The organism is Modestobacter sp. VKM Ac-2985 (assembly GCF_026967925.1).
Taxonomy (GTDB): domain Bacteria; phylum Actinomycetota; class Actinomycetes; order Mycobacteriales; family Geodermatophilaceae; genus Modestobacter.
Window position 1 is genome coordinate 1799437 of sequence record NZ_JAPVBI010000001.1, and the last position, 24383, is coordinate 1823819.

The 24383-nt window shown below is 75.1% G+C and carries 23 protein-coding genes; 20 read left to right on the plus strand and 3 right to left on the minus strand.

The features are described 5' to 3' along the window. Nucleotide 1: 1 nt before the first annotated feature. Nucleotides 2–406 (plus strand): transcription antitermination factor NusB, encoded by a 405-nt coding sequence (gene nusB, locus O2V61_RS08570; protein ID WP_269182867.1) that lies wholly within the window; start codon nucleotides 2–4, stop codon nucleotides 404–406. Between the two features lie 114 nt (nucleotides 407–520). Here nusB and bldD read toward each other — a convergent pair whose 3' ends face one another. After that, entirely contained in the window at nucleotides 521–1063 is a 543-nt protein-coding gene (bldD, locus tag O2V61_RS08575; RefSeq protein WP_269171790.1) for a transcriptional regulator BldD, read from the minus strand. A gap of 267 nt (nucleotides 1064–1330) precedes the next feature. On the opposite strand from bldD, the gene pyrR reads away from it, so the two are divergent. The 14 genes from pyrR to O2V61_RS08645 all read left to right on the plus strand — a co-directional run bounded on the left by pyrR (nucleotide 1331) and on the right by O2V61_RS08645 (nucleotide 17402). Beyond that, complete coding sequence (gene pyrR, locus O2V61_RS08580) at nucleotides 1331–1954, plus strand: bifunctional pyr operon transcriptional regulator/uracil phosphoribosyltransferase PyrR (protein WP_269182868.1); 624 nt, start codon at nucleotides 1331–1333, stop codon at nucleotides 1952–1954. Continuing rightward, nucleotides 1951–2871, plus strand: a complete 921-nt coding sequence (locus O2V61_RS08585; protein ID WP_269182869.1) for an aspartate carbamoyltransferase catalytic subunit — start codon at nucleotides 1951–1953, stop codon at nucleotides 2869–2871. The genes pyrR and O2V61_RS08585 overlap by 4 nt, the downstream gene beginning before the upstream one ends. Beyond that, nucleotides 2868–4154 (plus strand): dihydroorotase, encoded by a 1287-nt coding sequence (locus O2V61_RS08590; protein ID WP_269182870.1) that lies wholly within the window; start codon nucleotides 2868–2870, stop codon nucleotides 4152–4154. The genes O2V61_RS08585 and O2V61_RS08590 overlap by 4 nt, the downstream gene beginning before the upstream one ends. Continuing rightward, nucleotides 4151–5314 carry a glutamine-hydrolyzing carbamoyl-phosphate synthase small subunit gene (carA, locus tag O2V61_RS08595; protein ID WP_269182871.1) on the plus strand — a complete coding sequence of 388 codons (1164 nt, stop codon included), beginning with the start codon at nucleotides 4151–4153 and terminating at the stop codon, nucleotides 5312–5314. The genes O2V61_RS08590 and carA overlap by 4 nt, the downstream gene beginning before the upstream one ends. Beyond that, on the plus strand, nucleotides 5314–8628 hold the full coding sequence (gene carB / locus O2V61_RS08600; RefSeq protein WP_269182872.1) for a carbamoyl-phosphate synthase large subunit: 3315 nt from the start codon (nucleotides 5314–5316) through the stop codon (nucleotides 8626–8628). The genes carA and carB overlap by 1 nt, the downstream gene beginning before the upstream one ends. Continuing rightward, a complete protein-coding gene (locus O2V61_RS08605) occupies nucleotides 8625–9983 on the plus strand; it encodes a dihydroorotate oxidase (protein WP_269182873.1) in 1359 nt (452 codons plus the stop codon). Before carB ends, O2V61_RS08605 begins: the two co-directional genes overlap by 4 nt. Next, complete coding sequence (gene pyrF, locus O2V61_RS08610; protein WP_269182874.1) at nucleotides 9980–10858, plus strand: orotidine-5'-phosphate decarboxylase; 879 nt, start codon at nucleotides 9980–9982, stop codon at nucleotides 10856–10858. The genes O2V61_RS08605 and pyrF overlap by 4 nt, the downstream gene beginning before the upstream one ends. After that, the gene (locus O2V61_RS08615) at nucleotides 10855–11175 is read left to right on the plus strand and encodes a hypothetical protein (RefSeq protein ID WP_269182875.1); all 321 of its coding nucleotides are present in this window, start codon (nucleotides 10855–10857) and stop codon (nucleotides 11173–11175) included. The genes pyrF and O2V61_RS08615 overlap by 4 nt, the downstream gene beginning before the upstream one ends. A 207-nt stretch (nucleotides 11176–11382) precedes the next feature. Then, a complete protein-coding gene (gene mihF, locus O2V61_RS08620; RefSeq protein ID WP_269182876.1) occupies nucleotides 11383–11712 on the plus strand; it encodes an integration host factor, actinobacterial type in 330 nt (109 codons plus the stop codon). 50 nt (nucleotides 11713–11762) lie between these two features. Continuing rightward, complete coding sequence (gene gmk, locus O2V61_RS08625) at nucleotides 11763–12338, plus strand: guanylate kinase (protein WP_269156851.1); 576 nt, start codon at nucleotides 11763–11765, stop codon at nucleotides 12336–12338. Between the two features lie 83 nt (nucleotides 12339–12421). Next, a complete protein-coding gene (gene rpoZ, locus O2V61_RS08630) occupies nucleotides 12422–12685 on the plus strand; it encodes a DNA-directed RNA polymerase subunit omega (RefSeq protein ID WP_036335031.1) in 264 nt (87 codons plus the stop codon). Nucleotides 12686–12757: 72 nt separating this feature from the next. After that, on the plus strand, nucleotides 12758–13996 hold the full coding sequence (gene coaBC / locus O2V61_RS08635) for a bifunctional phosphopantothenoylcysteine decarboxylase/phosphopantothenate--cysteine ligase CoaBC (protein WP_269182877.1): 1239 nt from the start codon (nucleotides 12758–12760) through the stop codon (nucleotides 13994–13996). 126 nt (nucleotides 13997–14122) lie between these two features. After that, a complete protein-coding gene (gene metK, locus O2V61_RS08640) occupies nucleotides 14123–15343 on the plus strand; it encodes a methionine adenosyltransferase (protein ID WP_269182878.1) in 1221 nt (406 codons plus the stop codon). A gap of 106 nt (nucleotides 15344–15449) precedes the next feature. Then, entirely contained in the window at nucleotides 15450–17402 is a 1953-nt protein-coding gene (locus tag O2V61_RS08645; RefSeq protein WP_269182879.1) for a primosomal protein N', read from the plus strand. A 130-nt stretch (nucleotides 17403–17532) separates the two neighbouring features. Here O2V61_RS08645 and O2V61_RS08650 read toward each other — a convergent pair whose 3' ends face one another. Continuing rightward, entirely contained in the window at nucleotides 17533–18027 is a 495-nt protein-coding gene (locus O2V61_RS08650; RefSeq protein WP_269182880.1) for a hypothetical protein, read from the minus strand. Between the two features lie 62 nt (nucleotides 18028–18089). On the opposite strand from O2V61_RS08650, the gene def reads away from it, so the two are divergent. Genes def through O2V61_RS08665 form a run of 3 tightly spaced genes read left to right on the plus strand, consistent with a single transcriptional unit; the run spans nucleotide 18090 to nucleotide 20997 of the window. Next, entirely contained in the window at nucleotides 18090–18647 is a 558-nt protein-coding gene (gene def, locus O2V61_RS08655; protein ID WP_269182881.1) for a peptide deformylase, read from the plus strand. Further along, nucleotides 18572–19585 carry a methionyl-tRNA formyltransferase gene (gene fmt, locus O2V61_RS08660; protein WP_269182882.1) on the plus strand — a complete coding sequence of 338 codons (1014 nt, stop codon included), beginning with the start codon at nucleotides 18572–18574 and terminating at the stop codon, nucleotides 19583–19585. The genes def and fmt overlap by 76 nt, the downstream gene beginning before the upstream one ends. Then, nucleotides 19582–20997 carry an RsmB/NOP family class I SAM-dependent RNA methyltransferase gene (locus O2V61_RS08665; RefSeq protein ID WP_269182883.1) on the plus strand — a complete coding sequence of 472 codons (1416 nt, stop codon included), beginning with the start codon at nucleotides 19582–19584 and terminating at the stop codon, nucleotides 20995–20997. The genes fmt and O2V61_RS08665 overlap by 4 nt, the downstream gene beginning before the upstream one ends. A gap of 41 nt (nucleotides 20998–21038) precedes the next feature. Here the strand turns inward: O2V61_RS08665 and O2V61_RS08670 are convergent, their stop codons facing one another. Further along, nucleotides 21039–22517 carry an aldehyde dehydrogenase family protein gene (locus tag O2V61_RS08670; RefSeq protein WP_269182884.1) on the minus strand — a complete coding sequence of 493 codons (1479 nt, stop codon included), beginning with the start codon at nucleotides 22515–22517 and terminating at the stop codon, nucleotides 21039–21041. 148 nt (nucleotides 22518–22665) lie between these two features. On the opposite strand from O2V61_RS08670, the gene rpe reads away from it, so the two are divergent. Further along, nucleotides 22666–23331 carry a ribulose-phosphate 3-epimerase gene (gene rpe / locus O2V61_RS08675; RefSeq protein WP_269182885.1) on the plus strand — a complete coding sequence of 222 codons (666 nt, stop codon included), beginning with the start codon at nucleotides 22666–22668 and terminating at the stop codon, nucleotides 23329–23331. A 20-nt stretch (nucleotides 23332–23351) separates the two neighbouring features. After that, nucleotides 23352–24383 (plus strand): bifunctional diaminohydroxyphosphoribosylaminopyrimidine deaminase/5-amino-6-(5-phosphoribosylamino)uracil reductase RibD, encoded by a 1032-nt coding sequence (ribD, locus tag O2V61_RS08680; RefSeq protein ID WP_269182886.1) that lies wholly within the window; start codon nucleotides 23352–23354, stop codon nucleotides 24381–24383.

A 24383-nucleotide genomic window follows, 5' to 3' on the forward strand; every position in this document is an offset into this window, starting at 1 on the left:
CGTGGCAGCCCGCACCAAGGCGCGCAAGCGCGCGGTCGACGTCCTCTACGAGGCCGACCTGCGCTCCAGCGACCCGCTCGCGGTCCTGCGGGACCGCATCGCCGACGGCAACCCGCCGGTGCCCGAGCACGCCGTCCGGCTGGTCGAGGGTGCTGTCGCGCAGCAGGCCCGGATCGACGAGCTGATCGAGGAGCACGCCTCCGGCTGGTCGCTGGACCGGCTCCCCGACGTCGACCGGGCGATCCTGCGGATGGCCGTCTTCGAGCTGCTGTGGGTCGACGACGTCCCCGACGCGGTGGTCATCGACGAGGCGGTGGAGCTGGCCAAGGCCCTCTCCACCGACGACTCGCCGGCCTACGTCAACGGCGTCCTCGGCGGCATCGTCCGCGCCGAGATCCCCACCTGAGCAAGGACCCCGCTGCCTCCCACGCCTCGCACGTTCGGCGCGGGCCCCTGCAGCGGGGCCGAACGCCGATGGCCCACTCCGCAGCGCGGGGTGGGCCATTCGCGTCCGGTCCTGCTAGCGCGGCGCGCGGCGGCGTTCGCCCCAGGACGCGTCGTCGTCCTCCTCGGTGGCGTAGCCGACACCGTCGACGCCCGGGGAGAGCACGCCCCACTCGATGAGCCGGGTGGTCAGCTCGTCGGGGCTCATGTCGTAGATGATCGCCAGCGACTTCAGGTCCTCGGCGCGGATCGAGAGCACCTTGCCGTTGTAGTCGTGCCGCTGCGCCTGGATGGTCGAGGCGTAGCGGGCCAGCGGGCCGGCCTCGTCGGCGGGCAGCGAGCCCAGCGACTCCAGGTTGAGCACGATCTTCGTGCTCTTGGTGACCGCGGAGCTCGGCCGCGGGTCGGGCAGCAGCTCGGAGACGGGCACGCCGTAGAAGACGGCCAGCTCGGACAGCCGCTGCACGGTGACCGCACGGTCGCCGCGCTCGTAGGAGCCGACCACGACGGCCTTCCAGCGGCCGTGGGACTTGTCCTCCACGCCCTGCAACGACAGCCCTTGCTGGTTGCGGATGGCCCGCAGGCGGGCGCCCAGCGCCCTGGAGTAGTCGGTGCTCATGACCTCTGCTCACTGACTGTCGTCGGTAGGGAACGGTTCTGGTCACGCAGAGTACTGGCACAGCCGGTGTGGCGACAGTCCGGGAGCCCCCAACGGGTCAGGAGCCCGCACGGCGGCCGTCTGCCGGGTGCGACTGCCCGGTGCGATGCGGGCCACTCCCGGCGGTGCAGTACCGTCTTCGGCGGTCCACCTCGTCGTCGGCCGGTCCGGCCGGCGGCGCAGATTCTCCTTTAACGACCCGTCCCGTGAGGCGGGGAAGGAGGCTTGATGACCACGTCATCAGAGCTGCCCGTGCCACCGCCCACCGAGCCGTCCGCCGGTGGCCCCCCGCCGTTGCTGAGCGCGGACGACGTCGCCCGGGTGGTCGACCGGATCGCCCACCAGCTGATCGAGCGCGCGGCGAGCGCCTCCTCCGCCGGCACCCCCGACGGCGGCCTGGGTGACCTGGTGCTCGTCGGGATCCCCACCCGCGGCGCCCCGCTGGCCCGCCGGCTGGCGGCCCGGATCGAGGCCTTCAGCGGCACCGCGGTCGACGTCGGCACCGTCGACATCACCCTCTACCGCGACGACCTGCGGCTGCGCGGCGTCCGGGCCCTGGAGGACACCCGGCTGCCGGGTGCCGGGGTCGACGGCCGGCTGGTGGTGCTCGTGGACGACGTGCTGTTCTCCGGCCGGTCGGTGCGCGCCGCCCTGGACGCGCTGCGGGACCTCGGCCGGCCGCGGGCCGTGCAGCTGGCGGTGCTGGTCGACCGCGGCCACCGGGAGCTGCCGATCCGGGCCGACTACGTGGGCAAGAACGTGCCGACCTCCCGCTCCCAGTCGGTGAAGGTGCACCTGGCCGAGGTCGACGGGCTGGACGAGGTCCTGCTGACCGAGGGGGAGGGCGCGTGAAGCGGCACCTGCTGGAGGCCGGGGACCTCGACCGGGCCGACGCGACCCTCGTCCTGGACACCGCCGGCCAGATCGAGTCCGCGCTGGCGGGCCGGGAGGTCAAGAAGCTCCCCACCCTGCGCGGGCGCACGGTGGTCAACCTCTTCTACGAGGACTCCACCCGCACCCGCATCTCCTTCGAGCTGGCCGCCAAGCGGCTCTCCGCCGACGTCATCAACTTCTCCGCCAAGGGCAGCAGCGTCTCCAAGGGCGAGAGCCTCAAGGACACCGCGCTGACCCTGGAGGCGATGGGCAGCGACGCGATCGTCATCCGGCACCAGGCGTCGGGGGCTCCGCACCGGCTGGCCCGCTGGGTCAAGGGCAGCGTGGTGAACGCCGGCGACGGCACCCACGAGCACCCCACCCAGGCGCTGCTGGACGCCTACACGATCCGGCAGCGGCTGGGCCGGCTCGACGGCGTGCGGGTGGTGATCGTCGGCGACGTGCTGCACAGCCGGGTCGCGCGCTCCAACGTCTGGCTGCTGTCCACGCTGGGCGCCGAGGTCACCCTGGTGGCCCCGCCGACCCTGCTGCCGGTGGGTGTGGGCAGCTGGCCGGTCGCGGTGGGCTACGACCTGGACGCCGTGCTGCCCAAGGCCGACGTGGTGATGATGCTGCGGGTGCAGGCCGAGCGGATGAACGCCTCGTTCTTCCCCAGCGCCCGCGAGTACAGCCGGCGCTACGGCCTGGACGGGCGACGGATGGCCGCGTTGCCCGACGACGCGATCGTCATGCACCCCGGCCCGATGAACCGCGGCATGGAGATCGCCGCCGAGGTGGCCGACTCGGCCCGCTCCACCATCGTCGACCAGGTCGGCAACGGCGTGAGCGTGCGCATGGCCGTCCTGTACCTGCTGCTGGGAGGCGCACCCGAATGAGCACCCTGATCACGGGCGCCCGCCCGTACGGCGAGGACGCCGTCGACCTGCTGCTGGTCGACGGCGTGATCACCGCCATCGGCACCGACCTGTCCGCCGACGGCGCCCAGGTGGTCGACGCGGCCGGGTTGGTCGCGCTGCCCGGGCTGGTCGACCTGCACACCCACCTGCGGGAGCCGGGCCGGGAGGACGCCGAGACGGTCGAGACCGGCAGCCGGGCCGCGGCCCTGGGCGGGTTCACCGCGGTGCACGCGATGGCCAACACCGACCCGGTCGCGGACACCGCCGGTGTGGTGGAGCAGGTCTGGCGGCTGGGCCAGGAGGCCGGTCTGGTCGACGTCGTCCCGGTCGGGGCGGTCACCGTCGGCCTGCGCGGGGAACGGCTGGCCGAGCTCGGCGCGATGGCCGACTCCGCCGCCCGGGTGCGGGTGTTCTCCGACGACGGGCACTGCGTCGCCGACCCCGCGCTGATGCGCCGCGCCCTGGAGTACGTCAAGGCCCTCGACGGCGTCGTCGCCCAGCACGCGGAGGAGCCCCGGCTCACCGTGGGCGCGCAGATGAACGAGGGCGACCGCTCCGCCCGGCTGGGGCTGGCCGGCTGGCCGGCCGCGGCCGAGGAGGCGGTGATCGCCCGCGACGTGCTGCTGGCCGGGCACGTCGGGGCCCGGCTGCACGTCTGCCACGTGTCGACCGCCGGGTCGGTGGAGATCCTGCGCTGGGCGAAGTCCCGTGGGGTGCAGGTCACCGCCGAGGTGACCCCGCACCACCTGCTGCTCACCGACGAGTGCGCGGAGACCTACGACCCGGTGTTCAAGGTGAACCCGCCGCTGCGCACGGACGCCGACGTCCAGGCGCTGCGGGCCGGGCTGGCCGACGGCACGATCGACGCCGTCGCCACCGACCACGCCCCGCACGCGGTGGAGGACAAGGAGAGCGAGTGGGCCTCGGCCCGCCCGGGGATGCTCGGCCTGGAGCAGGCGCTCTCGATCGTCGTGCAGACCATGGTCGAGCCCGGGCTGCTCGACTGGCGCGGGGTCGCCGACCGCATGTCGGTCCGCCCCGCCGCCATCGGCCGGCTGGAGACCCACGGCCGACCGCTCGCCGTCGGCGAGCCGGCCAACCTGCTGCTGCTGGACCCCACGCACCGGGCCACGGTCGACCCGGCCGCGCTGGCCAGCCGCAGCCGCAACAGCCCCTATGCCGGCCGGGAGCTCCCCGGCCGGGTGGTCGCCACGTTCCTGCGGGGCGTGGCGACCGTGATGGACGGGAAGGCACAGAAGTGAGCGACGCGATCCTCGTCCTCGAGGACGGCAGGACCTTTCACGGCGACGCCTACGGCGCGACCGGCACGACCGTCGGCGAGGCGGTGTTCTCCACCGGGATGACCGGCTACCAGGAGACGCTCACCGACCCCAGCTACGCGGGCCAGATCATCACGATGACCGCGCCGCACGTGGGCAACACCGGCGTCAACGGCGAGGACGACGAGAGCCGCCGGATGTGGGTGGCCGGCTTCGTGGTCCGCGACCCGGCCCGACGCCCGGCCAACTGGCGGGCCACCGGCAGCCTGGACGACGAGCTGGTCGCCCAGGGGGTGGTGGGGATCAGCGGCATCGACACCCGCGCGCTGACCCGCCACCTGCGGGACCGCGGCGCGATGCGGGCGGGGATCAGCACCGAGCTGGGGGCCGACGAGCTGCTGGCCCGGGTGACCGCCAGCCCGAGCATGACCGGGGCGGACCTGGCGCCGAGCGTCAGCGCCGACGAGCCCTACGTCGTCCCGGCGGTGGGGGAGAAGCGGTTCACCATCGCCGCCCTCGACCTGGGCATCAAGACCGCCACCCCGCGGTACCTGGCCGAGCTCGGCGTCGAGACGCACGTGCTGCCGGCCACCGCGACCGCCGAGCAGCTGCTCGAGCACGGGGTGGACGGCGTCTTCGTCTCCAACGGGCCCGGCGACCCGGCGGCCGCCGACTACGCGGTCGCCGCGGTGCGCGGGGTGCTGGAGGCCCGGCGTCCGCTCTTCGGCATCTGCTTCGGCAACCAGATCCTCGGCCGGGCCCTGGGCCTGGGCACCTACAAGCTGCGCTTCGGGCACCGCGGGCTCAACCAGCCGGTGCTGGACCGGGTCAGCGGCACGGTCCGGGTCACCAGCCACAACCACGGCTTCGCCGTCGACGCCCCGCTGGACCGGCCGGTCGACACGCCGTTCGGGCCGGTGGAGGTCAGCCACGTCGGGCTCAACGACCAGGTGGTCGAGGGCCTGCGGCTGCTGGAGACCCCGGCCTTCAGCGTGCAGTTCCACCCCGAGGCCGCGGCCGGGCCGCACGACGCCAACCCGCTGTTCGGCCGGTTCGTCGACCTGATGACCGCCGAGCGGGAACGCGGCAACGCGGTCACGCCCCCGCCGATCGTCGACCACACCACGGGGGAGAAGCCCTGATGCCCAAGCGGACAGATCTGCAGCACGTGCTCGTGATCGGCTCCGGGCCGATCGTCATCGGCCAGGCCAGCGAGTTCGACTACTCGGGCACCCAGGCCTGCCGGGTGCTCAAGGCCGAGGGGCTGCGGGTCAGCCTGGTCAACAGCAACCCGGCCACGATCATGACCGACCCCGAGGTCGCCGACGCCACCTACGTGGAGCCGCTGACGCCGGAGTTCGTCGAGCGGGTGATCGCCAAGGAGCGCCCCGACGCGCTGCTGGCCACCCTGGGCGGCCAGACGGCGCTGAACCTCGCCATCGGGCTGTACGAGAACGGGGTGCTGGAGAAGTACGGCGTCCAGCTCATCGGCGCCGACGTCGACGCGATCAACCGCGGCGAGGACCGGCAGAAGTTCAAGGACATCGTGCGCTCCATCGGCGCCGACGCCCCGCGCTCGACGGTCTGCGGGACCGTCGAGGAGGCGCTGGCCACCGCCGCCGAGGTCGGCTACCCGGTGGTCATCCGGCCCAGCTTCACCATGGGCGGGCTGGGCTCGGGCATCGCCACCGACGAGCCGATGCTGCGCCGGATGGCCGGCCACGGGCTGGCCGACTCCCCGGTGCACACCGTGCTGATCGAGGAGTCGGTGCTCGGCTGGAAGGAGTTCGAGCTCGAGCTGATGCGCGACCGCAGCGACAACGTGGTGGTCATCTGCTCGATCGAGAACATCGACGCGATGGGCGTGCACACCGGTGACTCGGTGACGGTCGCCCCGGCGATGACGCTCACCGACCGCGAGTACCAGCAGATGCGCGACGTGGGCATCGCCGTGCTGCGCGAGGTCGGCGTGGACACCGGCGGCTGCAACATCCAGTTCGCCGTCCACCCGGAGACCGGCCGGCTGGTCGTCATCGAGATGAACCCGCGGGTGTCGCGGTCCAGCGCCCTGGCGTCGAAGGCCACCGGCTTCCCGATCGCCAAGATCGCCGCCAAGCTGGCCATCGGCTACACGCTCGACGAGATCACCAACGACATCACCGGGGTCACCCCGGCGTCGTTCGAGCCGTCGCTGGACTACGTGGTGGTGAAGATCCCGCGCTTCGCCTTCGAGAAGTTCCCCGGTGCCGACCCGCGGCTGACCACGACGATGAAGAGCGTCGGCGAGGTGATGGCGATGGGCCGCAACTTCACCGAGGCGCTGGGCAAGGCGATGCGGTCGACGGAGACCGCGGCGGCCGGGTTCTGGACCGACGCCGCCCAGCCCGCGGACGCCGCGGCGCTGGTGGAGCAGCTGCGCACCCCCGTCGACGGCCGGCTGTACACCGCCCAGCGGGCCCTGGCCGCGGGCGCCACGGTCGAGGAGGTGTCGGCGGCCAGCGGCTTCGACACCTGGTTCGTCGACCAGATCGCCATGGTCGACGAGATCGGCGAGGAGGTCCGGGAGGCGCCGTCGCTGACGCCGGAGCTGCTGCGCCAGGCCAAGCGGCACGGCCTGTCCGACCGCCAGGTGGCCGTGCTGCGGCCGGAGCTGGCGGGGGAGGACGGGGTCCGCACGCTGCGCTGGCGGCTGGGCATCCGGCCGGTCTACAAGACCGTGGACACCTGCGCCGCCGAGTTCGCCGCCCGCACGCCGTACCACTACTCCTCCTACGACTCCGAGACCGAGGTGGAGCCGCGGGAGCGCCCGGCGGTGCTGATCCTCGGGTCGGGGCCGAACCGGATCGGGCAGGGGGTGGAGTTCGACTACTCCTGCGTGCACGCGGTGATGGCCCTGCAGGACGCCGGCTACGAGGCGGTGATGGTCAACTGCAACCCGGAGACCGTCTCCACCGACTACGACACCGCCGACCGGCTGTACTTCGAGCCGCTCACCTTCGAGGACGTGCTCGAGGTCGTGGAGGCCGAGCGCGCTGCCGGCCCGGTCGCCGGGGTCATCTGCACCCTCGGCGGGCAGACCCCGCTGGGCCTGGCGCAGCGGCTCAAGGACGCCGGCGTCCCGGTGCTGGGCACCTCCCCGGAGGCGATCGACGCCGCCGAGGACCGCGGCGAGTTCTCCCGGGTGCTGTCCGACACCGGCCTGCTCGCGCCCAAGCACGGCATGGCGACGACGTCGGCCGAGGCCGTGGCGATCGCGGCGTCCATCGGCTACCCGGTGCTGGTGCGGCCCTCCTACGTGCTCGGCGGGCGCGGGATGGAGATCGTCTACGAGGACGCCATGCTCGAGGCCTACATCACCAAGGCCACCGACGTGAGCGCCGACCACCCGGTGCTGGTCGACCGGTTCCTCGAGGACGCCGTGGAGATCGACGTCGACGCGCTCTACGACGGCACCGACCTGTACCTGGGCGGGGTCATGGAGCACATCGAGGAGGCCGGGATCCACTCCGGTGACTCGGCGTGCGCGCTGCCGCCGATCACCCTGGGCGGTGAGGACCTGCAGACCATCCGGCGGGCCACCGAGGCGCTCGCCGCCCGGATCGGGGTGCGCGGACTGATGAACGTGCAGTACGCGCTGAAGGACGACGTCCTCTACGTGCTGGAGGCCAACCCGCGCGCCTCCCGCACGGTGCCGTTCGTGTCGAAGGTGACCGCGGTGCAGCTGGCCAAGGCCGCGGCGCGGATCGCGGTCGGCCAGACGATCGCCCAGCTGCGCACCGAGGGCGTGCTGCCGGCCACCGGTGACGGCACCGACCTGCCGGTCGACGGCCCGATCGCGGTGAAGGAGGCGGTGCTGCCGTTCCACCGCTTCCGGACCATGGAGGGCCACGGGGTGGACACCGTGCTCGGGCCGGAGATGAAGTCGACCGGTGAGGTGATGGGCATCGACGCGGAGTTCGGCACCGCGTTCGCCAAGTCCCAGGCCGCCGCCTACGGCGACCTGCCGACCGGCGGCACGGTGTTCGTGTCGCTGGCCAACCGGGACAAGCGCTCGGCGGTCTTCCCGGTCAAGCGGCTGGCCGACCTGGGCTTCCGGGTGCTGGCCACGGTGGGCACCGCGCAGGTGCTCCGCCGCAACGGGGTCGCCTGCGAGGTGGTCGGGAAGTTCTCCCAGGGGCCGGGCAACGTGGTCGAGCGGATACTGGCCGGTGAGATCGACCTGGTGGTCAACACCCCGTTCGGCACGCCGGGCAACAGCGGGCCGCGGCTGGACGGGTACGAGATCCGGGCCGCCGCGGTCAGCGCCGGCATCCCGTGCATCACCACCGTGCAGGGCATGGCGGCCACCGTGCAGGGCGTGGAGGCCCTGCGCCGCGGTGACATCGGGGTGCGCAGCCTGCAGGACCTGCACCAGGCCCTGGCCGCCGCCCAGGCGGCGGCCGGGACCCCGGCGTGACCGGGGGCGGGGGCGCCGCAGCCGAGCTGGGCCGGGAGGCGCGCGCGGCCGGGCTGACCGGCCCCGTGCTCCGGACCCTGCACGCCGCGGCCGTCGCACGACTGGACGGCGCCCCCGCTCCCGAGCCCGCCTGGCTCGTCCGGCTCACCACCGCGCTGGACCGGGACGGGCTGGCCGCCGACGACCTGCCCGCCCTCGTCCGGCTGCTGGCCACCGCGGGACAGCACCGGCTGCTGGCCCGCTCGGGGGTGCGCTTCCCGGCCTACGCCCTCACCGACGACGTGGCCGCCGCGCGCGTCGGTCCGCCCGGGCCCCGGTTGCCGGTCCGCCCGCGGGCCGCCGGCAGCTGGTCGGTGCTCGGCCGGCGGACCGGCTTCCCGATCGGCGTCCCGGCCTGTCCGATGACCGGCACCGCGGCCTGGGTGCAGTACCTGGCCGGCAACGGCTTCAACCTGCTCACCTACAAGACGGTCCGCAGCCGCCCGCACCCGGCCAACCAGTTCCCCAACTGGGCGTTCGTTCCTGCGGTGCGCGAGCCGTTCGCGGTCGACGGCCCGCCGCCGGTGGTCACCGCCGAGCCGTCGGACTGGGTGCCGCCCGGGGACCCGGCGGTGACCAGCGCGAACTCCTTCGGGGTGCCGTCGCCGGACCCGGCGGTCTGGACCGAGGACGTCGCCGCCGCCGTCCGCTGCCTGGCCGACGACCAGCTGCTGCTGGTCAGCGTGCTGGGGGAGGACGTCGGCGAGGGCCCGCCGCAGCTGCAGGCGATCGCCGAGGACTTCGCCCGCACGGCGCGGCTGGCCGAGTCCGCCGGCGCCCCGGTGGTGGAGCTCAACCTGTCCTGCCCCAACGCGCTGGACGCCGCCCAGGGCGGGGTGCGGCCGCCGATCTGCCTGGACGCCGAGCTGACCACCGCGATCGTCGAGACCACCCGGCGCGCGCTGTCCAGCAGCACCGGGCTGGTCGCCAAGCTCTCCTGGCTGGACGGGCCGGCGCTGGCCGGCCTGCTGCCGCGGATCGCGCCGCACCTGGACGGGGTGGCCGCCATCAACACGGTGCAGTGCGCGGTGCAGCGCGCCGACGGCCGGCCCACCTTCCCGGGGCGGCCGCTGGCCGGGGTCTCCGGCGCCGCGGTGCGCGACCTCGCCCTGGACTTCACCGCCCGGCTGCTGGACCTGCGGACGGCCGGCGGGTTCGACTTCGACGTGCTGGCGATGGGCGGGGTGACCGACCCCGCGAGCTGCGCGGCGCTGCTGGAGCTCGGCGCGGCCGGCGTGCAGACCGCCACCGGTGCCTTCGCCGACCCGTTCCTCGCCCGGGCGTGCGTCACCGAGCTCGCCGGGGCAGCGGCGTGAGCGGCACCTTCGGGGAGCGGCTGGCCGACGCCGTCGCCGCCCGCGGTCCGCTCTGCGTGGGCATCGACCCGCACGTGCCGCTGCTGGAGCGCTGGGGGCTGCCCGACAGCCCCGAGGGGCTGGCCCGGTTCACCGACGCCGTCGTGGACGCCCTCGCCGGGCACGTCGCGGTGCTCAAGCCGCAGCTGGCCTTCTACGAGCGGCACGGCTCCCGCGGGCTGGCCGTGCTGGAGGAGGCCGTCGTGCGCGCCCGGGCGGCCGGTGCGCTGGTCCTGCTGGACGCCAAGCGTGGCGACATCGGCTCCACGATGGACGCCTACGCCGACTACCTGCGCCCCGAGCACCCGCTGGCCGTGGACGCCCTGACGGTCAGCCCCTTCCTGGGCCCGGGTTCCCTGCAGCCGGCCGTGGACACCGCCCGCCTGTACGGCGGCGGGCTGTTCGTGCTGGCCCGCACCTCCAACCCGGACGCCGGCACGCTGCAGCACGCTCTGGTGGGGGAGCGGACCGTCGCCCAGGTGGTGGTGGACACCGTCCGTGGCTGGAACACCCCGGGGTGGGTGGTGGGCGACCCGCTGCCCGACGTCGCCGCAGTGCGCGACGTGGCGGGTCGGTGGGGCCCGACCACGGGCTCCTTCGGCGTGGTCGTGGGCGCCACCCTGCCCGACCTGGACGTCGACCTCGACGGGCTCGGGGGACCGGTGCTCGCCCCGGGCCTGGGCGCGCAGGGCGGGTCGGTCGCGGACCTGCGCCGGCTGTTCGGCACCGGGCGCGCCGTCGTCCCCACCGTCTCCCGGGACGTGCTGCAGGCCGGGCCGGACGCCGCCGCGCTGCGGGCCGCCGCCGACCGCTGGACGGCCGAGCTCACCGCGTGAGCCGTGCGGCGCCCCGGCTGGTGCTGGCCCTCGGGGCGGTGCTGTGCGCGCTCGGTGTCGCGCTGTTCTGGTGGGCCAACCGGTCGGGGTCACCGACCGACGGCGGCTGGGCCGCCTACCCGACCCTGCCGACGGGGACCGCGTACCAGAGCAGCTTGACCCTCTCCTTCGACGACGACCGTTGGGCGGTGCTCTGGACCGCCGGCCACGTCGTCGGTGCCGTGCTGGTCGTGGCCGGGCTGCTGGGGCTGTCCGGCCTGGCCGGGTGGTCGCTGGGCCGGCGGCGGGCCGGCCGACGGCCTGCTGACCAGCGGTGACGGCACGGTTACTGCACCGTCCGGTCCGATCGCGTGTCCGTGCAGCACACCGGCCCGGCGCAGATGACACGGGGTCCAGGATGACCAGCGGGTTCGAGGTGACTAGGTTGGCGCCCAGGCTCACATCGAGGGCCGCCGTCCAGGCACACTCCACACCGAACGACACCGCCGGTCGCAGCGCCGGCACGATCACGATTGGGTTGCTCCGTGCCCCTTCCCGAGTTGTCCCCAGAACAGCGCGCCGCAGCCCTGGAGAAGGCCGCCGCGGCCCGCAAGTCCCGCGCCGAGCTGCGTGAGCGGCTGAAGACCAGGGGCGCGACGGTCGGCGACGTCCTCAAGCAGGGCGAGACCGACGAGGTCATCGGCAAGATGCGGGTCTCCGCGGTGCTGGAGTCCCTCCCCGGTGTCGGCAAGGCGCGCGCGGCCAAGATCATGGAGCGGCTGGAGATCTCCCCGACCCGTCGCGTCCGTGGCCTCGGCGCCAACCAGCGCAAGGCGCTGGAGGCCGAGTTCGCCGGCGAGGTCGTCGAGCCCTGAGCCCCTCCCTGTCCCGACCGACCCGCACCCCCAGCCCGAGGACGCCGAGCGTGGCCCGCACCCCTGCCCGCCTGACGGTCCTCTCCGGCCCCTCGGGGGTGGGGAAGGGCACGGTCGTCGCCGAGGTCCGGCGCCGGCACCCGGAGGTCTGGGTGTCGGTGTCGGTCACCACCCGTGCCCCTCGCGCGGGTGAGGTCGACGGTGAGCACTACTGGTTCGTCGACGACGACTACTTCGACTGGCTGATCGAGCACGACGGCCTGCTGGAGTGGGCGGAGTACGCGGGCAACCGCTACGGCACCCCGGTGGCGCCGGTGCAGGAGCAGCTGGCCTCCGGGGCCCCGGCGCTGCTGGAGATCGAGCTGCAGGGCGCCCGGCAGGTGCGCGAGCGGGCGCCGGAGGCCCAGCTGGTCTTCCTGGCCCCGCCGTCCTGGGCGGAGCTGGTCAGCCGGCTGGCCGGCCGGGGCACCGAGCACCCCGAGGTGCAGTCCCGCCGGCTGGCGCTCGCGCAGGCCGAGCTGGACGCCTCCGGGGAGTTCGACGTGGTCGTCGTCAACGACGACGTGGCCAGGGCCGCCGACGAGTTGGTAGGCTTGCTGACTGCGTCTCCCCCCGCTGGTCCCTGACCGCGGTCGAGGGCGCACCCGAGGCGACCGTGCGGAGCCATCCGCCGCCCGCCCGCACACCGAGTTGAGGAGCACGCCCGCCCGTGTCCGGAGTCGCACCTGCCCCTGAGGGCATCACCAACCCGCCGATCGACGAGCTGCTCGAGCGGACCACCAGCAAGTACGGGTTGGTCATCTACGCCGCCAAGCGTGCGCGCCAGATCAACGCCTACTACAGCCAGCTCTCCGAGGGCCTGCTGGAGTACGTCGGCCCGCTGGTCGACACCGCGCCCCAGGAGAAGCCGCTGTCGATCGCGCTCCGCGAGATCAACGAGGGCCTCCTCGCCCACACCGCCGGCGAGAACTAGGCCAGCACCCGTACTGATGACGAAGCCCCCGGCTGGTGCCGGGGGCTTCGTCGTGCGTGGAGGATGGACCGCATGAGCCAGATCGTGCTGGGCGTGGGTGGCGGCGTCGCGGCCTACAAGTCCGCGCTGCTGCTGCGCGCCCTCACCGAGTCCGGCCACGACGTCCGGGTGGTGCCCACGGCATCGGCGCTGCGCTTCGTCGGCGCCGCGACGTTCGAGGCGCTGAGCGGGAACCCGGTGTCCACCGAGGTCTGGGACGACGTCCCCGAGGTCGCCCACGTCCGGATCGGCCAGCGCGCCGACCTGGTCCTGGTCAACCCGGCCACCGCGGACCTGCTGGCCCGGGCGGCGGCCGGCCGGGCCGACGACCTGCTCACCGCGACGCTGCTCACCGCGCACTGCCCGGTCGTGTTCGTGCCGGCCATGCACACCGAGATGTGGCAGCACCCGGCCACCCAGGACAACGTCGCCACGCTGCGCCGCCGTGGCGCGGTCGTGCTGCCGCCCGCGGTGGGGCGGCTCACCGGCCCGGACTCCGGCCCCGGGCGGCTGCCCGAGCCCGCCGACGTCGCGGCGCTGGCCGAGCTGGTGCTCACCGCCGGTGCCGGGGCGCTGGCCCCCGACCTCACCGGCCGCCGGGTGGTGATCAGCGCCGGCGGCACCCGGGAGCCGCTGGACCCGGTGCGGTTCCTGGGCAACCGTTCGTCCGGGCTGCAGGGCTGGGCGCTGGCCCGGGTCGCCGCGGCCCGGGGCGCCGAGGTGGTGCTGGTCGCCGCCAACGTCGAGCTGCCGGCCCCGTTCGGGGTGCGGGTGGTGCCGGTGGAGAGCGCCGAGGAGCTGCGGACCGCGATGCACAACGAGTCCTCCGGGCAGGGGACGGCTCGGCCGGCCGACGTCGTCGTCATGGCCGCCGCGGTCGCCGACTTCCGGCCCGCCACGGTCGCCGGCAGCAAGCTGAAGAAGGGCGGGGCCGCCGAGCCCAGCTCGGTGGAGCTGGTCCGCAACCCCGACGTCCTGGTCGAGCTGGTGGGCTCCCGGCCGCCCGGGCAGCTCGTCGTCGGCTTCGCCGCGGAGACCGGTGACGCCGAGGGTGACGTGCTGGCCCACGCCCGCGCCAAGCTGGCCCGCAAGGGCGCGGACCTGCTGGTGGTCAACGACGTCTCGGCCGGCCGGGTCTTCGGCCGGGCCGACAACGAGGTGACGGTGCTGGCCACCGACGGGTCGGCGACCGCCGTGCCGCCCGGTCGCAAGGACGCGGTCGCCGCCGCGATCTGGGACGTGGTGTCCGACCGGCTGCCCCGGCAGGCGTGACACCACCGCCTCACCGAACGGGCGGGAGCTCCCGCCGGTAGCCTCAGCCGTCGGGCCGCCCACCACGTGGTGCAGCCCGGCCGACCGCGAGCAACGCGCTCGGCAGCCGACCGCAGGGAGAACCGAGTGCCACGCCGTCTCTTCACGTCCGAGTCGGTGACCGAGGGCCACCCCGACAAGATCGCGGACCAGATCAGCGACTCGATCCTGGACGCGATGCTCGCCCAGGACCCGCGCAGCCGTGTCGCCGTCGAGACCCTCATCACCACCGGCCAGGTGCACATCGCCGGTGAGGTCACCACCTCCGGCTACGTCGACATCGCCGACATCGTGCGCAAGACGATCCTCCGCATCGGCTACGACTCCTCCCGCAAGGGCTTCGACGGCGCCTCCTGCGGCGTCAGCGTCTCCATCGGCGCGCAGTCCCCGGACATCGCCCAGGGCGTGGACATCGGTTACGAGGCCCGCACGGCCGAGCTGAGCGCGGCCGAGCACCGGGCCGCGGCGGCCGACGACCTGATCGCGCGGCAGGGCGCCGGCGACCAGGGCCTGATGTTCGGGTACGCCACGGACGAGACCCCCGAGCTGATGCCGCTGCCGATCGCGCTCGCGCACCGGCTGTCCCGGCGGCTGTCGGCCGTCCGCAAGGACGGTTCGGTGCCCTACCTGCGCCCCGACGGCAAGACCCAGGTCACCGTCGTCTACGAGGACGACCGCCCGGTCGCCGTGGACACCGTGGTGGTCTCCTCCCAGCACGCCGAGGACATCTCCATCGACACGCTGCTCGCCCCGGACGTCCAGGAGTTCGTGGTCGAGCCCGCGCTGCGCGAGCTGGGCCTGCCCACCACCGGCTACCGGCTGCTGGTGAACCCGACCGGCAAGTTCGTCATCGGTGGCCCGATGGGCGATGCCGGGCTGACCGGTCGCAAGATCATCGTCGACACCTACGGCGGCATGGCCCGGCACGGCGGCGGCGCGTTCTCCGGCAAGGACCCCTCGAAGGTCGACCGGTCCGGTGCCTACGCGATGCGCTGGGTGGCGAAGAACGTGGTTGCCGCCGGGCTGGCCCGCCGGTGCGAGGTGCAGGTCGCCTACGCGATCGGTGCCGCCCACCCGGTCGGGCTCTTCGTGGAGACCTTCGGCACCAACACGATCCCCGAGGACGTGCTGGAGAAGGCGATCACCGCGGTGTTCGACCTGCGGCCCGGCGCGATCGTGCGGGACCTGGACCTGCTGCGGCCGATCTACGCCCCGACGGCGGCCTACGGTCACTTCGGCCGCACCGACATCGAGCTGCCCTGGGAGCGGCTGGACCGGGTCGACGCGCTGAAGTCGGCGGTGGCCTGAGGACCTCGGGGCGCCCCGCTGCGCGACCGCGCGCAGCGGGGCACTGCAGGAGGGCCGGGCGAGCACGTCGCCGGGGACTGTCGGAGTGAGCGGGGAGACTGGCCCGGTGCGAGTGGCCCGGGTCGTCGTCGACGTGCCGTTGGCCCACCTGGACCGGCCCTTCGACTACGCCGTCCCCGAGGAGCTCGCCGAGCAGGTGGTGGCCGGCTGCCGGGTCCGGGTGCGCTTCGCCGGCAAGCTGGTGGACGGCGTCGTCCTGGAGCTGGCCGCCGACACCGACCACACCGGGCAGCTGGCCCCGCTGGCCAAGGTGGTCTCCGCCGAGCCGGTGCTCACCCCGGAGGTCGCCGAGCTGGCCCGCTCGGTCGCCGACCGGTACGCCGGGTCGCTGACCGACGTGCTGCGGCTGGCCCTGCCGCCGCGCCGCGGAGCTCCCGAGAAGCGACCCCGGCTCGACCCGCCGCCGCCGCCCGCGGCTCCCGATCCGGCGGGCTTCGCCCGCTATCCGACCGGGCCCCAGCTGCTGGCCGCCGTCGCCGAGGGGCGTCCCGCCCGCGCGGTCTGGACCGCGCTGCCCGGGGAGGACTGGCCGACCCGGCTGGCCGAGCTGGCGCAGGCCGCGCTGTCCGGCGGTCGCGGGGCACTCGTCGTCGTGCCCGACGGCAAGGACCTGGACCGGCTGGCCGCCGCGGCTGACCGGCTGCTGCCGGCCGGCTCGGTCGCCGTGCTGCGTGCGGACTCCGCGCCGGACACCCGCTACGGCCGCTTCCTCACCGCCTCCCGCGGCACGGCCCAGGTGGTGCTCGGCACCCGCGGTTCGGTCTTCGCGCCGGTGCGCGAGCTGGGCCTGGTGGTCGTCTGGGACGACGGCGACGACCTGCACGCCGAGCCGCGGGCGCCCTACCCGCACGCCCGGGACGTGCTGGTGCACCGGGCGCACCTGGCCTCCTGCGCGGCCGTGGTCGCCGGGACCGCGCGCACGGCGGAGGCGGCGCTGCTGGTGGAGTCCGGGTGGGCGCACGAGCTGATCGCCGACCGCGCCACCCTGCGCGCCGCCGCACCTCGGGTGGAGGCGCTGGGCAGCGACTTCGAGCTGGCCCGGGACCCGGCCGCGCGGTCGGCCCGGCTGCCCACCCTCGGGTTCACCGTGGCCCGGCGGGCGCTGGCCGACGGTGCGCCCGTGCTGATCCAGGTGCCCCGCTCGGGCTACGTGCCCTCCTTGGTCTGCGACCGGTGCCGCGCGCCGGCCCGCTGCGCGCACTGCGCCGGCCCGCTGGGGATCGCCCCGGCGCCCGGGCCCGGTGGCGTGCGGATCGCGGCCTGCCGCTGGTGTGCCCGGCCCGCGGCGACCTTCGACTGCCCGCACTGCCACGGCACGAAGCTGCGGGCCGCCGTCATCGGCGCCTCGCGCACGGCCGAGGAACTGGGCCGGGCGTTCCCGGGCGCGGCCGTGCGGGTCTCTGGCCGCACCTCCGGTGTGCTGGCCACGGTCTCCGGTGACCCGGCGATCGTGGTCGCCACCCCCGGCGCCGAGCCGGTGGCCGAGGGCGGCTACGGCGCGGCGCTGCTGCTCGACTCCTGGGCGCTGCTGGGCCGGGCGGACCTGCGGGCGGGGGAGGAGACGATGCGGCGCTGGATGAACGCCGCCGCGCTGGTGCGCGCCGGCGGCGAGGTGGTGGTCGCCGCCGACGCGGCGCACCCGGTCGTGCAGGCGCTGGTCCGCTGGGACCCGGCCTGGCTGGCCACCCGGGAGCTGGCCGACCGCCGGGAGCTCGGGTTCCCACCGGTCACCCGGATGGCCTCCCTGGCGGCGTCCCCGGCCGCGCTGGCGGACTTCCTGGCGGCGCTGCGGCTGCCCGAGGGCGCCGACGTCCTCGGGCCGGTGCCCGAGCCCCCTCGGCCCGGGCAGGAGGGCGAGCGGGAGCGCTACCTGGTCCGGGTGCGGCGCAGCGACGGGGCAGCGCTGGCGAGGGCGCTGCACGACGTCCAGGGGGTGCGGAGCGCCAAGAAGGTCGCCGAGCACGTCCGCGTGCAGCTGGACCCGCTCGACCTGGCCTAGGGAGCCGAGCCGGTCACGCCGGTGGCGGGTGGCGGCAGTGCGAGCAGCCGGTCTGGCAGAGCTGGCTGCAGGGGCTCTCCGTCCCGGCCTGATCCCCGGTGCGGGACCGCCACACGGGCGACCCGGGTGGTCAGTCGATCGGCTGGTCCAGCAGCTGCGCGAGCTCGGCGTCCAGCTGCGCGGTGGCCATGTCCTCGATGGCCAGCTCGGTGGCGTGGCGCCAGCGCACCGGCAGGGTGGTGGCGGCGGCGCCGACCCCGGCCACGACGCCGACCAGCAGGTGCGGACGCCGGTGACCGCGCCGGCGCAGCGCCCGGACGACCGGGCCGTGCGCGGCCATCGCCGCCACGCCCCAGGCCGTCGTCGCCAGGGCCTGGTGCCGGTTCACCGCGCGGTCGGCGGGGGAGGTGCCCTCGCTCGGCATGCCCTGGAAGGCGCTCCGCAGGGCGGGCAGGTCGTGCGCCACCGTGTCAGCGGCGACGGCGGCCATCATCGCCAGGTAGACGCGCAGGCGGGCGGCGGACCGAGGGGGCAGGTCGAGGGCCGCCTCGGCTGCCCCGACCGTCAGTCCGTCGATGAGGGTGCTGATCACGGCGTGCACGCGGTGGGCGGCGAGTGAGGCCATTCCGTCACCGTAGCCAGATCACCCTGCAGGCGCCGCAGTCCCCGGCACCTACGATCGTCCGCGTGAGCGTGACCCCCATCCGGATCATGGGCGACCCGGTGCTGCGCACCCCGGCCGCCCCCGTCGTCGACTTCGACGCCGAACTGCGTCAACTCGTCGCCGACCTGACCGACACGATGCACGCCGCCGGCGGTGCCGGCATCGCCGCTCCGCAGATCGGCGTCGGCCTGCGGGTCTTCACCTGGTACGTCGACGGCGAGGTCGGCCACCTGGTCAACCCCGACGTCACGCCGGTGGGCGAGGAGACCGACGAGGACGCCGAGGGGTGCCTGTCGATCCCCGGTTTCCGGTTCGACTGCCGCCGGCACCTGTACGTCGCCGCGACCGGCTGGAACATGCACGGCGACCCGGTCCGGGTGGAGGGGTCGCACAAGCTGGCCCGCGCCATCCAGCACGAGACCGACCACCTGGACGGCGTGCTGTTCGTCGACCGGCTCGACACCGAGGCCCGCGCGGCCGCGCTCGCCGTCCTGCAGGACGCGGAGTGGCAGGGGGCGCAGTCCTGGCTGCCCGACGGCGCACCCGTGCCGGCGCCCGTGGTGAAGGTGAGCCCCCACTGAGGCTCCTGTTCGCCGGTACCCCGGCGCCGGCCGTCGTCGCCCTCGACGCGCTGCTGGACTCCGCCCACGAGGTCGTCGCCGTCCTCACCCGGCCCGATGCGCCGTCCGGCCGCGGCCGGCGCACCAGCCGGTCACCGGTCGCCGAGCGTGCCGACGCCGCGGGCATCCCCGTGCTCCAGCCCCGCTCGCCCCGCGAGCCGGAGTTCCTCGCCCAGCTGGCCGACCTCGCCGTCGACTGCGCCCCGGTCGTGGCCTACGGCGCCCTGGTGCCGCCGGCGGCGCTGGAGGTCCCGCGGCACGGCTGGGTGAACCTGCACTTCTCGCTGCTGCCCGCCTGGCGCGGTGCCGCACCGGTGCAGCACGCGATCATGGCCGGCGACGAGGTCACCGGCGCGGCCACCTTCCAGCTGGAGGCCGGCCTGGACACCGGCCCGGTCTTCGGTGTCGTCACCGAGCCGATCGGGGCCACCGACACCGCCGGCGACCTGCTCGACCGGCTGGCGGTCAGCGGCGCCCGGCTGCTGGTCGCGACCCTGGACGGCATCGCCGACGGCTCGCTGCGGCCCGAGCCCCAGCCGGCCGAGGGGGTCAGCCTGGCGCCGCGGATCGAGACCGCGGACGCCCGGGTCGACTGGGCTCTGCCCGCGCACGTCGTCGACCGTCGGGTGCGCGGCGTGACCCCGGCCCCGGGCGCCTGGACGACGTGGCGCGGCAACCGGCTGCGACTGGCCTCGGTCGAGCCGCTGTCCTCGTCGCTGGCGCTCGCACCCGGTGAGCTGTCGATCGGGTCGACCGGTGTCCTGGTGGGCACCGGGCGCGGTGCGGTGCGGCTGTCGTCGGTGCAGCCGGCCGGCAAGAAGATGCTCCCGGCGGCCGACTGGGCGCGCGGCGCACGTCTGGAACCGGGCGAGCGACTCGGTGCGCAGGTGACCGCGTGAGCGGCCCCGCGGACCGGGCCGGCCACAAGCGGCGCAACGACCCCGGCACCGGCAACCAGCGCCCCCAGTCCCGCCGGCACCGGCCCGTCCTGGACGGTGCCCGGCTGACCGCCTACGACGTCCTCGACGGGGTCTCCAGCCGGGCGGCCTACGCCAACCTGCTGCTGCCCCAGCTGCTGCGCGAGCGGCAGCTGGAGCCCCGGGACGCCGCCTTCGCCACCCAGCTGGCCTACGGCACGCTGCGCGCCACCGGCACCCTGGACGCCGTCCTGACCACGCTGGTGTCCCGGCCGCTGGCCGAGCTCGACCCCAAGGTGCTGGACCTGCTCCGGCTCGGCGCCTACCAGTTGATCGACCTGCGGGTGCCGGCGCACGCCGCGGTGGACACCACGGTGGCGCTCACCCGGGCGATCGTCGGCACCGGCGCCTCCGGGCTGGTCAACGCCGTGCTGCGCAAGGTCGCGGCCGGCGGTGACCGGGCCGCCTGGGTCACGTCGCTCGCACCGGCCGACGACGACGAGCGGCTGACCCTCACCACCGACCACCCGCGGTGGATCGTCGACGCCTGGCGCGACGCGCTCGCCGACGACGTCGAGGTGGAGGCCGCGTTGCTGGCCGACGACGCCGCGCCCGAGGTGCACCTCGTCGCCCGGCACGTCGACCGCGACGAGCTGGCCGCCGACTCCGGTGGCGAGCCCGGCCCGTGGTCCCCGCACGCCGTCCGGCTGCACGGCGGTGACCCCGGCAAGCTCGCCGCGGTCCGCTCCGGCGCCGCGGCGGTGCAGGACGAGGGGAGCCAGCTGGCTGCCCTCGCCCTGGTCCGGGCACCGCTGGAGGGCCCCGACGCACGGTGGCTGGACATGTGCGCCGGCCCGGGCGGCAAGGCGGCGCTGCTGGCCGCCGTCCGGCCGGCCGGGGTGCACCTGACCGCTGTCGACCGCAGCGAGCACCGCGCCGAGCTGGTCCGCGGCGCGCTGGCCGGCGCCGAGGACGTCGAGGTCCTGGTCGCCGACGGCACGGCACCGGACTGGCCGGCCGGGTCGTTCGACCGGGTGCTGCTGGACGCACCGTGCACCGGCCTGGGCGCCCTGCGCCGCCGGCCGGAGGTGCGCTGGCGCCGGACGCCGGACGACGTCCCGCCGCTGGCCGAGCTGCAGCGGCAGCTGCTGGACAGCGCGCTGGCCTCCGTCCGGCCCGGGGGAGTGGTCGCCTACGTGACCTGCTCGCCGCACACCGCCGAGACCGTCGCCATCGTCGACGCGGTCGCCCGGCGGGACGACGTCGAGGTGCTCCCCGTGGCGGCGCTGTTCCCCGAGGTGCCCGGCATCGCGCGCGGCGAGCACGCGCAGCTGTGGCCGCACCGGCACGGCACCGACGCGATGTTCATGGCCCTGCTCCGCCGCACGCGCTGAGCGCCGGTGGCGTTCCCGCGGGAACGCCACCGGCTCGGGCCTCAGAAGGGGAACTGCCGCTTGGTGTGCTGGACGCTCACCCAGTGGTCGGTGGTGAACTCCTCGATCGCCCAGTCGCCGCCGAAGCGACCGAGGCCCGACTCCTTCTCCCCGCCGAACGCGGTGTTGTTCTCGTCGTTGAGCGGGGAGTCGTTGACGTGGGTCATCCCGGCGTCCACCCGCAGCGCGAAGTCCACCCCGCGCAGCGTGTTCTCGGTGAACACGGCGCTGGACAGGCCGTACTCGGTGTCGTTGGCGATCGCCAGCGCGTCGTCCTCGTCGCGGGCCCGGATGATCGTGGCCACCGGACCGAACACCTCCTGGCGGGCGGTCGCGACGTCGTTGCCGCCGAGGAGCACGTGCGGGGGCAGCACCGAGCCGATCGGGCCGGTCGGGTCGCCGCCGAGCACCTGCTGGGCGCCGTCGGAGATCGACTGGGCGACCTTCTCCTGGATGCCCTCCAGCTGCTTGGCGTTGATGATCGGGCCGATCACCGTGTCCGGCTCGGTCGGGTCGCCGGCCTTGAGCCCGCGCACCCGCTCGACGTAGCGCTCGACGAACTCGTCGTGCACGGCGTCGTCCACGATGATCCGGTTGGTGATCATGCAGACCTGGCCCTGGTGGAAGAACTTCCCGAAGACGGCGGCGTCCACCGCGTAGCCGACGTCGGCGTCGTCCAGCACCACCAGCGGGCCGTTGCCGCCCAGCTCCAGCGACAGCTTCTTCAGCCCGGCCTTCTCGGCGATCCCCTTGCCCACCGGGGTCGAGCCGGTGAAGGAGACGACCCGCGGCGTCGGGTGGGAGACGATCGCGTCGCCGATGTCGCTGCCCGAGCCGATCAGCACCGAGAGCAGGCCCTCGGGCAGCCCGGCCTCCTCGTAGACCTTGGCCAGCAGCAGGCCGCCGGTCACCGGGGTGTCACCGGCCGGCTTGAGGACGACGGCGTTGCCGACGGCCAGGGCCGGGGCGACGGAGCGGTTGGACAGGTGCATCGGCACGTTCCACGGGCTGATCACCGCGACCACCCCGACCGGGCGCCGGTAGACGCGGCTCTCCTTGCCCTCGATGTCGGCCGGCAGGATCCGCCCCTCGACCCGGTAGGGGTAGGACGCCGTCTCGTGGAAGTCGCGCAGCGTGATGGCGAACTCGAAGGCCGCGGTGGGGGCGGTGGCGCCGCTCTCCTTGATGTGCCAGTCGACGATCTCGTCCTCGCGGGCCTCCATGATCTGGCCGGCCCGGCGCATCACCGCGGCGCGCTCGCTGGGCAGCCGGGCGGCCCAGTCCCGCTGGGCCTCCTTCGCCCGGGCGTAGGCCTCGTCGAGGTCGTCGGCGTCGGCGAGGGGGATCTCGGTCAGGGTCTCGCCGGTGTAGGGGTTGGTGTCGGTCGCGGTCTTCCCGGCCCGGCCGGCGCGCCAGGTGCCGGCGATCGGCATCCGGTCGAAGCCGTCGTAGCGGGCAGGTGCTGAGGTCTCCGAAGCCATGGGGGAGCCGCTACCCGGTCGTGCGCCACGGACACGTCCGCAGCCCGGTCCGCCGAGTGCCGAACGGTGACGGGCGCGGTCACCCCGCCGGCCGGCAGCGGCACGGTCGCCCGGCCAGGGCGCTGAGGGCGGCCCCTACGATCACCGGGTGTCCCGGGAACCCATGATCGCGCCCAGCCTGCTGTCCGCGGACTTCGCCCGGCTCGCCGACGAGGTGCAGCGGATCGCCGACGCCGACTGGGTGCACGTCGACGTCATGGACGCCCACTTCGTGCCCAACCTGACCCTGGGGCTGCCGGTGGTGCAGGCGATCCAGGCGGTCAGCCCGGTGCCGCTGGACTGCCACCTGATGATCGACGACCCGGAGCGGTGGGCCCCCGGCTACGCCGAGGCCGGGGCGCGCAACGTCACCGTGCACGCCGAGGCCTGCACCGACCCGCGCGCCGTGGCCCGCGACCTCAAGGCCGCCGGCGCGCTCGCGGGGCTGGCGCTGAAGCCGGGCACGCCGCTGGAGGACTACCTCGACGTGCTGCCGGAGTTCGACACCCTGCTGGTGATGACGGTCGAGCCGGGCTTCGGCGGGCAGTCGTTCATGCCCGAGGTGCTGCCCAAGGTGCGCGAGGCCCGGCGGCTGGTCGAGGCCGGTCACCTCCGGCTGTTCCTGGAGGTCGACGGCGGGATCAACGCCGACACCATCGAGCAGGCCGCCGAGGCCGGGGCCGACGTCTTCGTCGCGGGCTCGGCCGTCTACGGCGCCGAGGACCCCGCCCGGGCGATCGCCGCCCTGCGGGCCCAGGCCGCGCGCGCCCGGTGAACGCCGCCGAGCAGGCGGCGATGGCCCGGGCACGGGAGCTGGGGCTGCGGGTGCTGGGCACCACCAGCCCGAACCCGCCGGTCGGTGCGGTCGTGCTGGACGCCGCCGGCGCCGTCGTGGGAGAGGGGGCGACCTCCCCGCCGGGTGGCCCGCACGCCGAGGTGCACGCCCTGGCCCAGGCCGGTGAGCGGGCCCGCGGGGGCACCGCCGTGGTCACGCTGGAACCCTGCGCGCACACCGGGCGCACCGGGCCCTGCGCGGATGCGCTGATCGCCGCCGGGGTCGCCCGGGTCGTCGTCGCCGTCCCCGAGCCGACCCGGCTCGCCACCGGGGGCGCGGACCGGCTGCGTGCGGCCGGGGTCGACCTCGAGCTGGGCGCGGAGCAGGCCGCGGCCGCCGAGGGAGCCCTGGCCGGCTGGCTCACCGGCGTGCGCGAGCACCGGCCGCAGGTGGTCTGGAAGGTCGCCACGACCCTCGACGGGCGGGTCGCGGCCGCCGACGGCACCAGCCGCTGGATCACCGGGCCCCAGGCCCGGGCCGCCGTGCACGAGCTGCGGGCGACCTGCGACGCGGTGCTCGTCGGGTCCGGGACGGCGCTCGCCGACGACCCGCAGCTCACCGTCCGCGACGCCGAGGGCCGCCCCGCCGTCCGCCAGCCGTTGCGCGTGGTGCTGGACCGCCGCGGCCGGGTGCCGGCCACCGCCCGGGTGCACGACGGCGCCGCACCCACGCTGGTCAGCCGGGCGGCCACGCCGGCTGCGCTGCTGGCCGAGCTGTTCGGCTCCGGCGTCCGCCGGGTGCTGCTGGAGGGCGGCCCGACGCTGGCCGCCGCCTTCCTCGCCGCCGGCCTGGTCGACGAGGCCGTGGTGCACGTCGCGCCGACCCTGCTGGGCGCTGGCGCCGGCATGGTGGGCGGCCTGGGAATCAGCACGATCACCGATGCGCTGCACCTGCAGGTCACCGACGTCACCCGCATGGGCGGGGACGTGCAGATCCGGTTGCGGCCCACCGGGCACACTGGGCGGGCACTGTCGACCGGCGGAGGGAGCTGA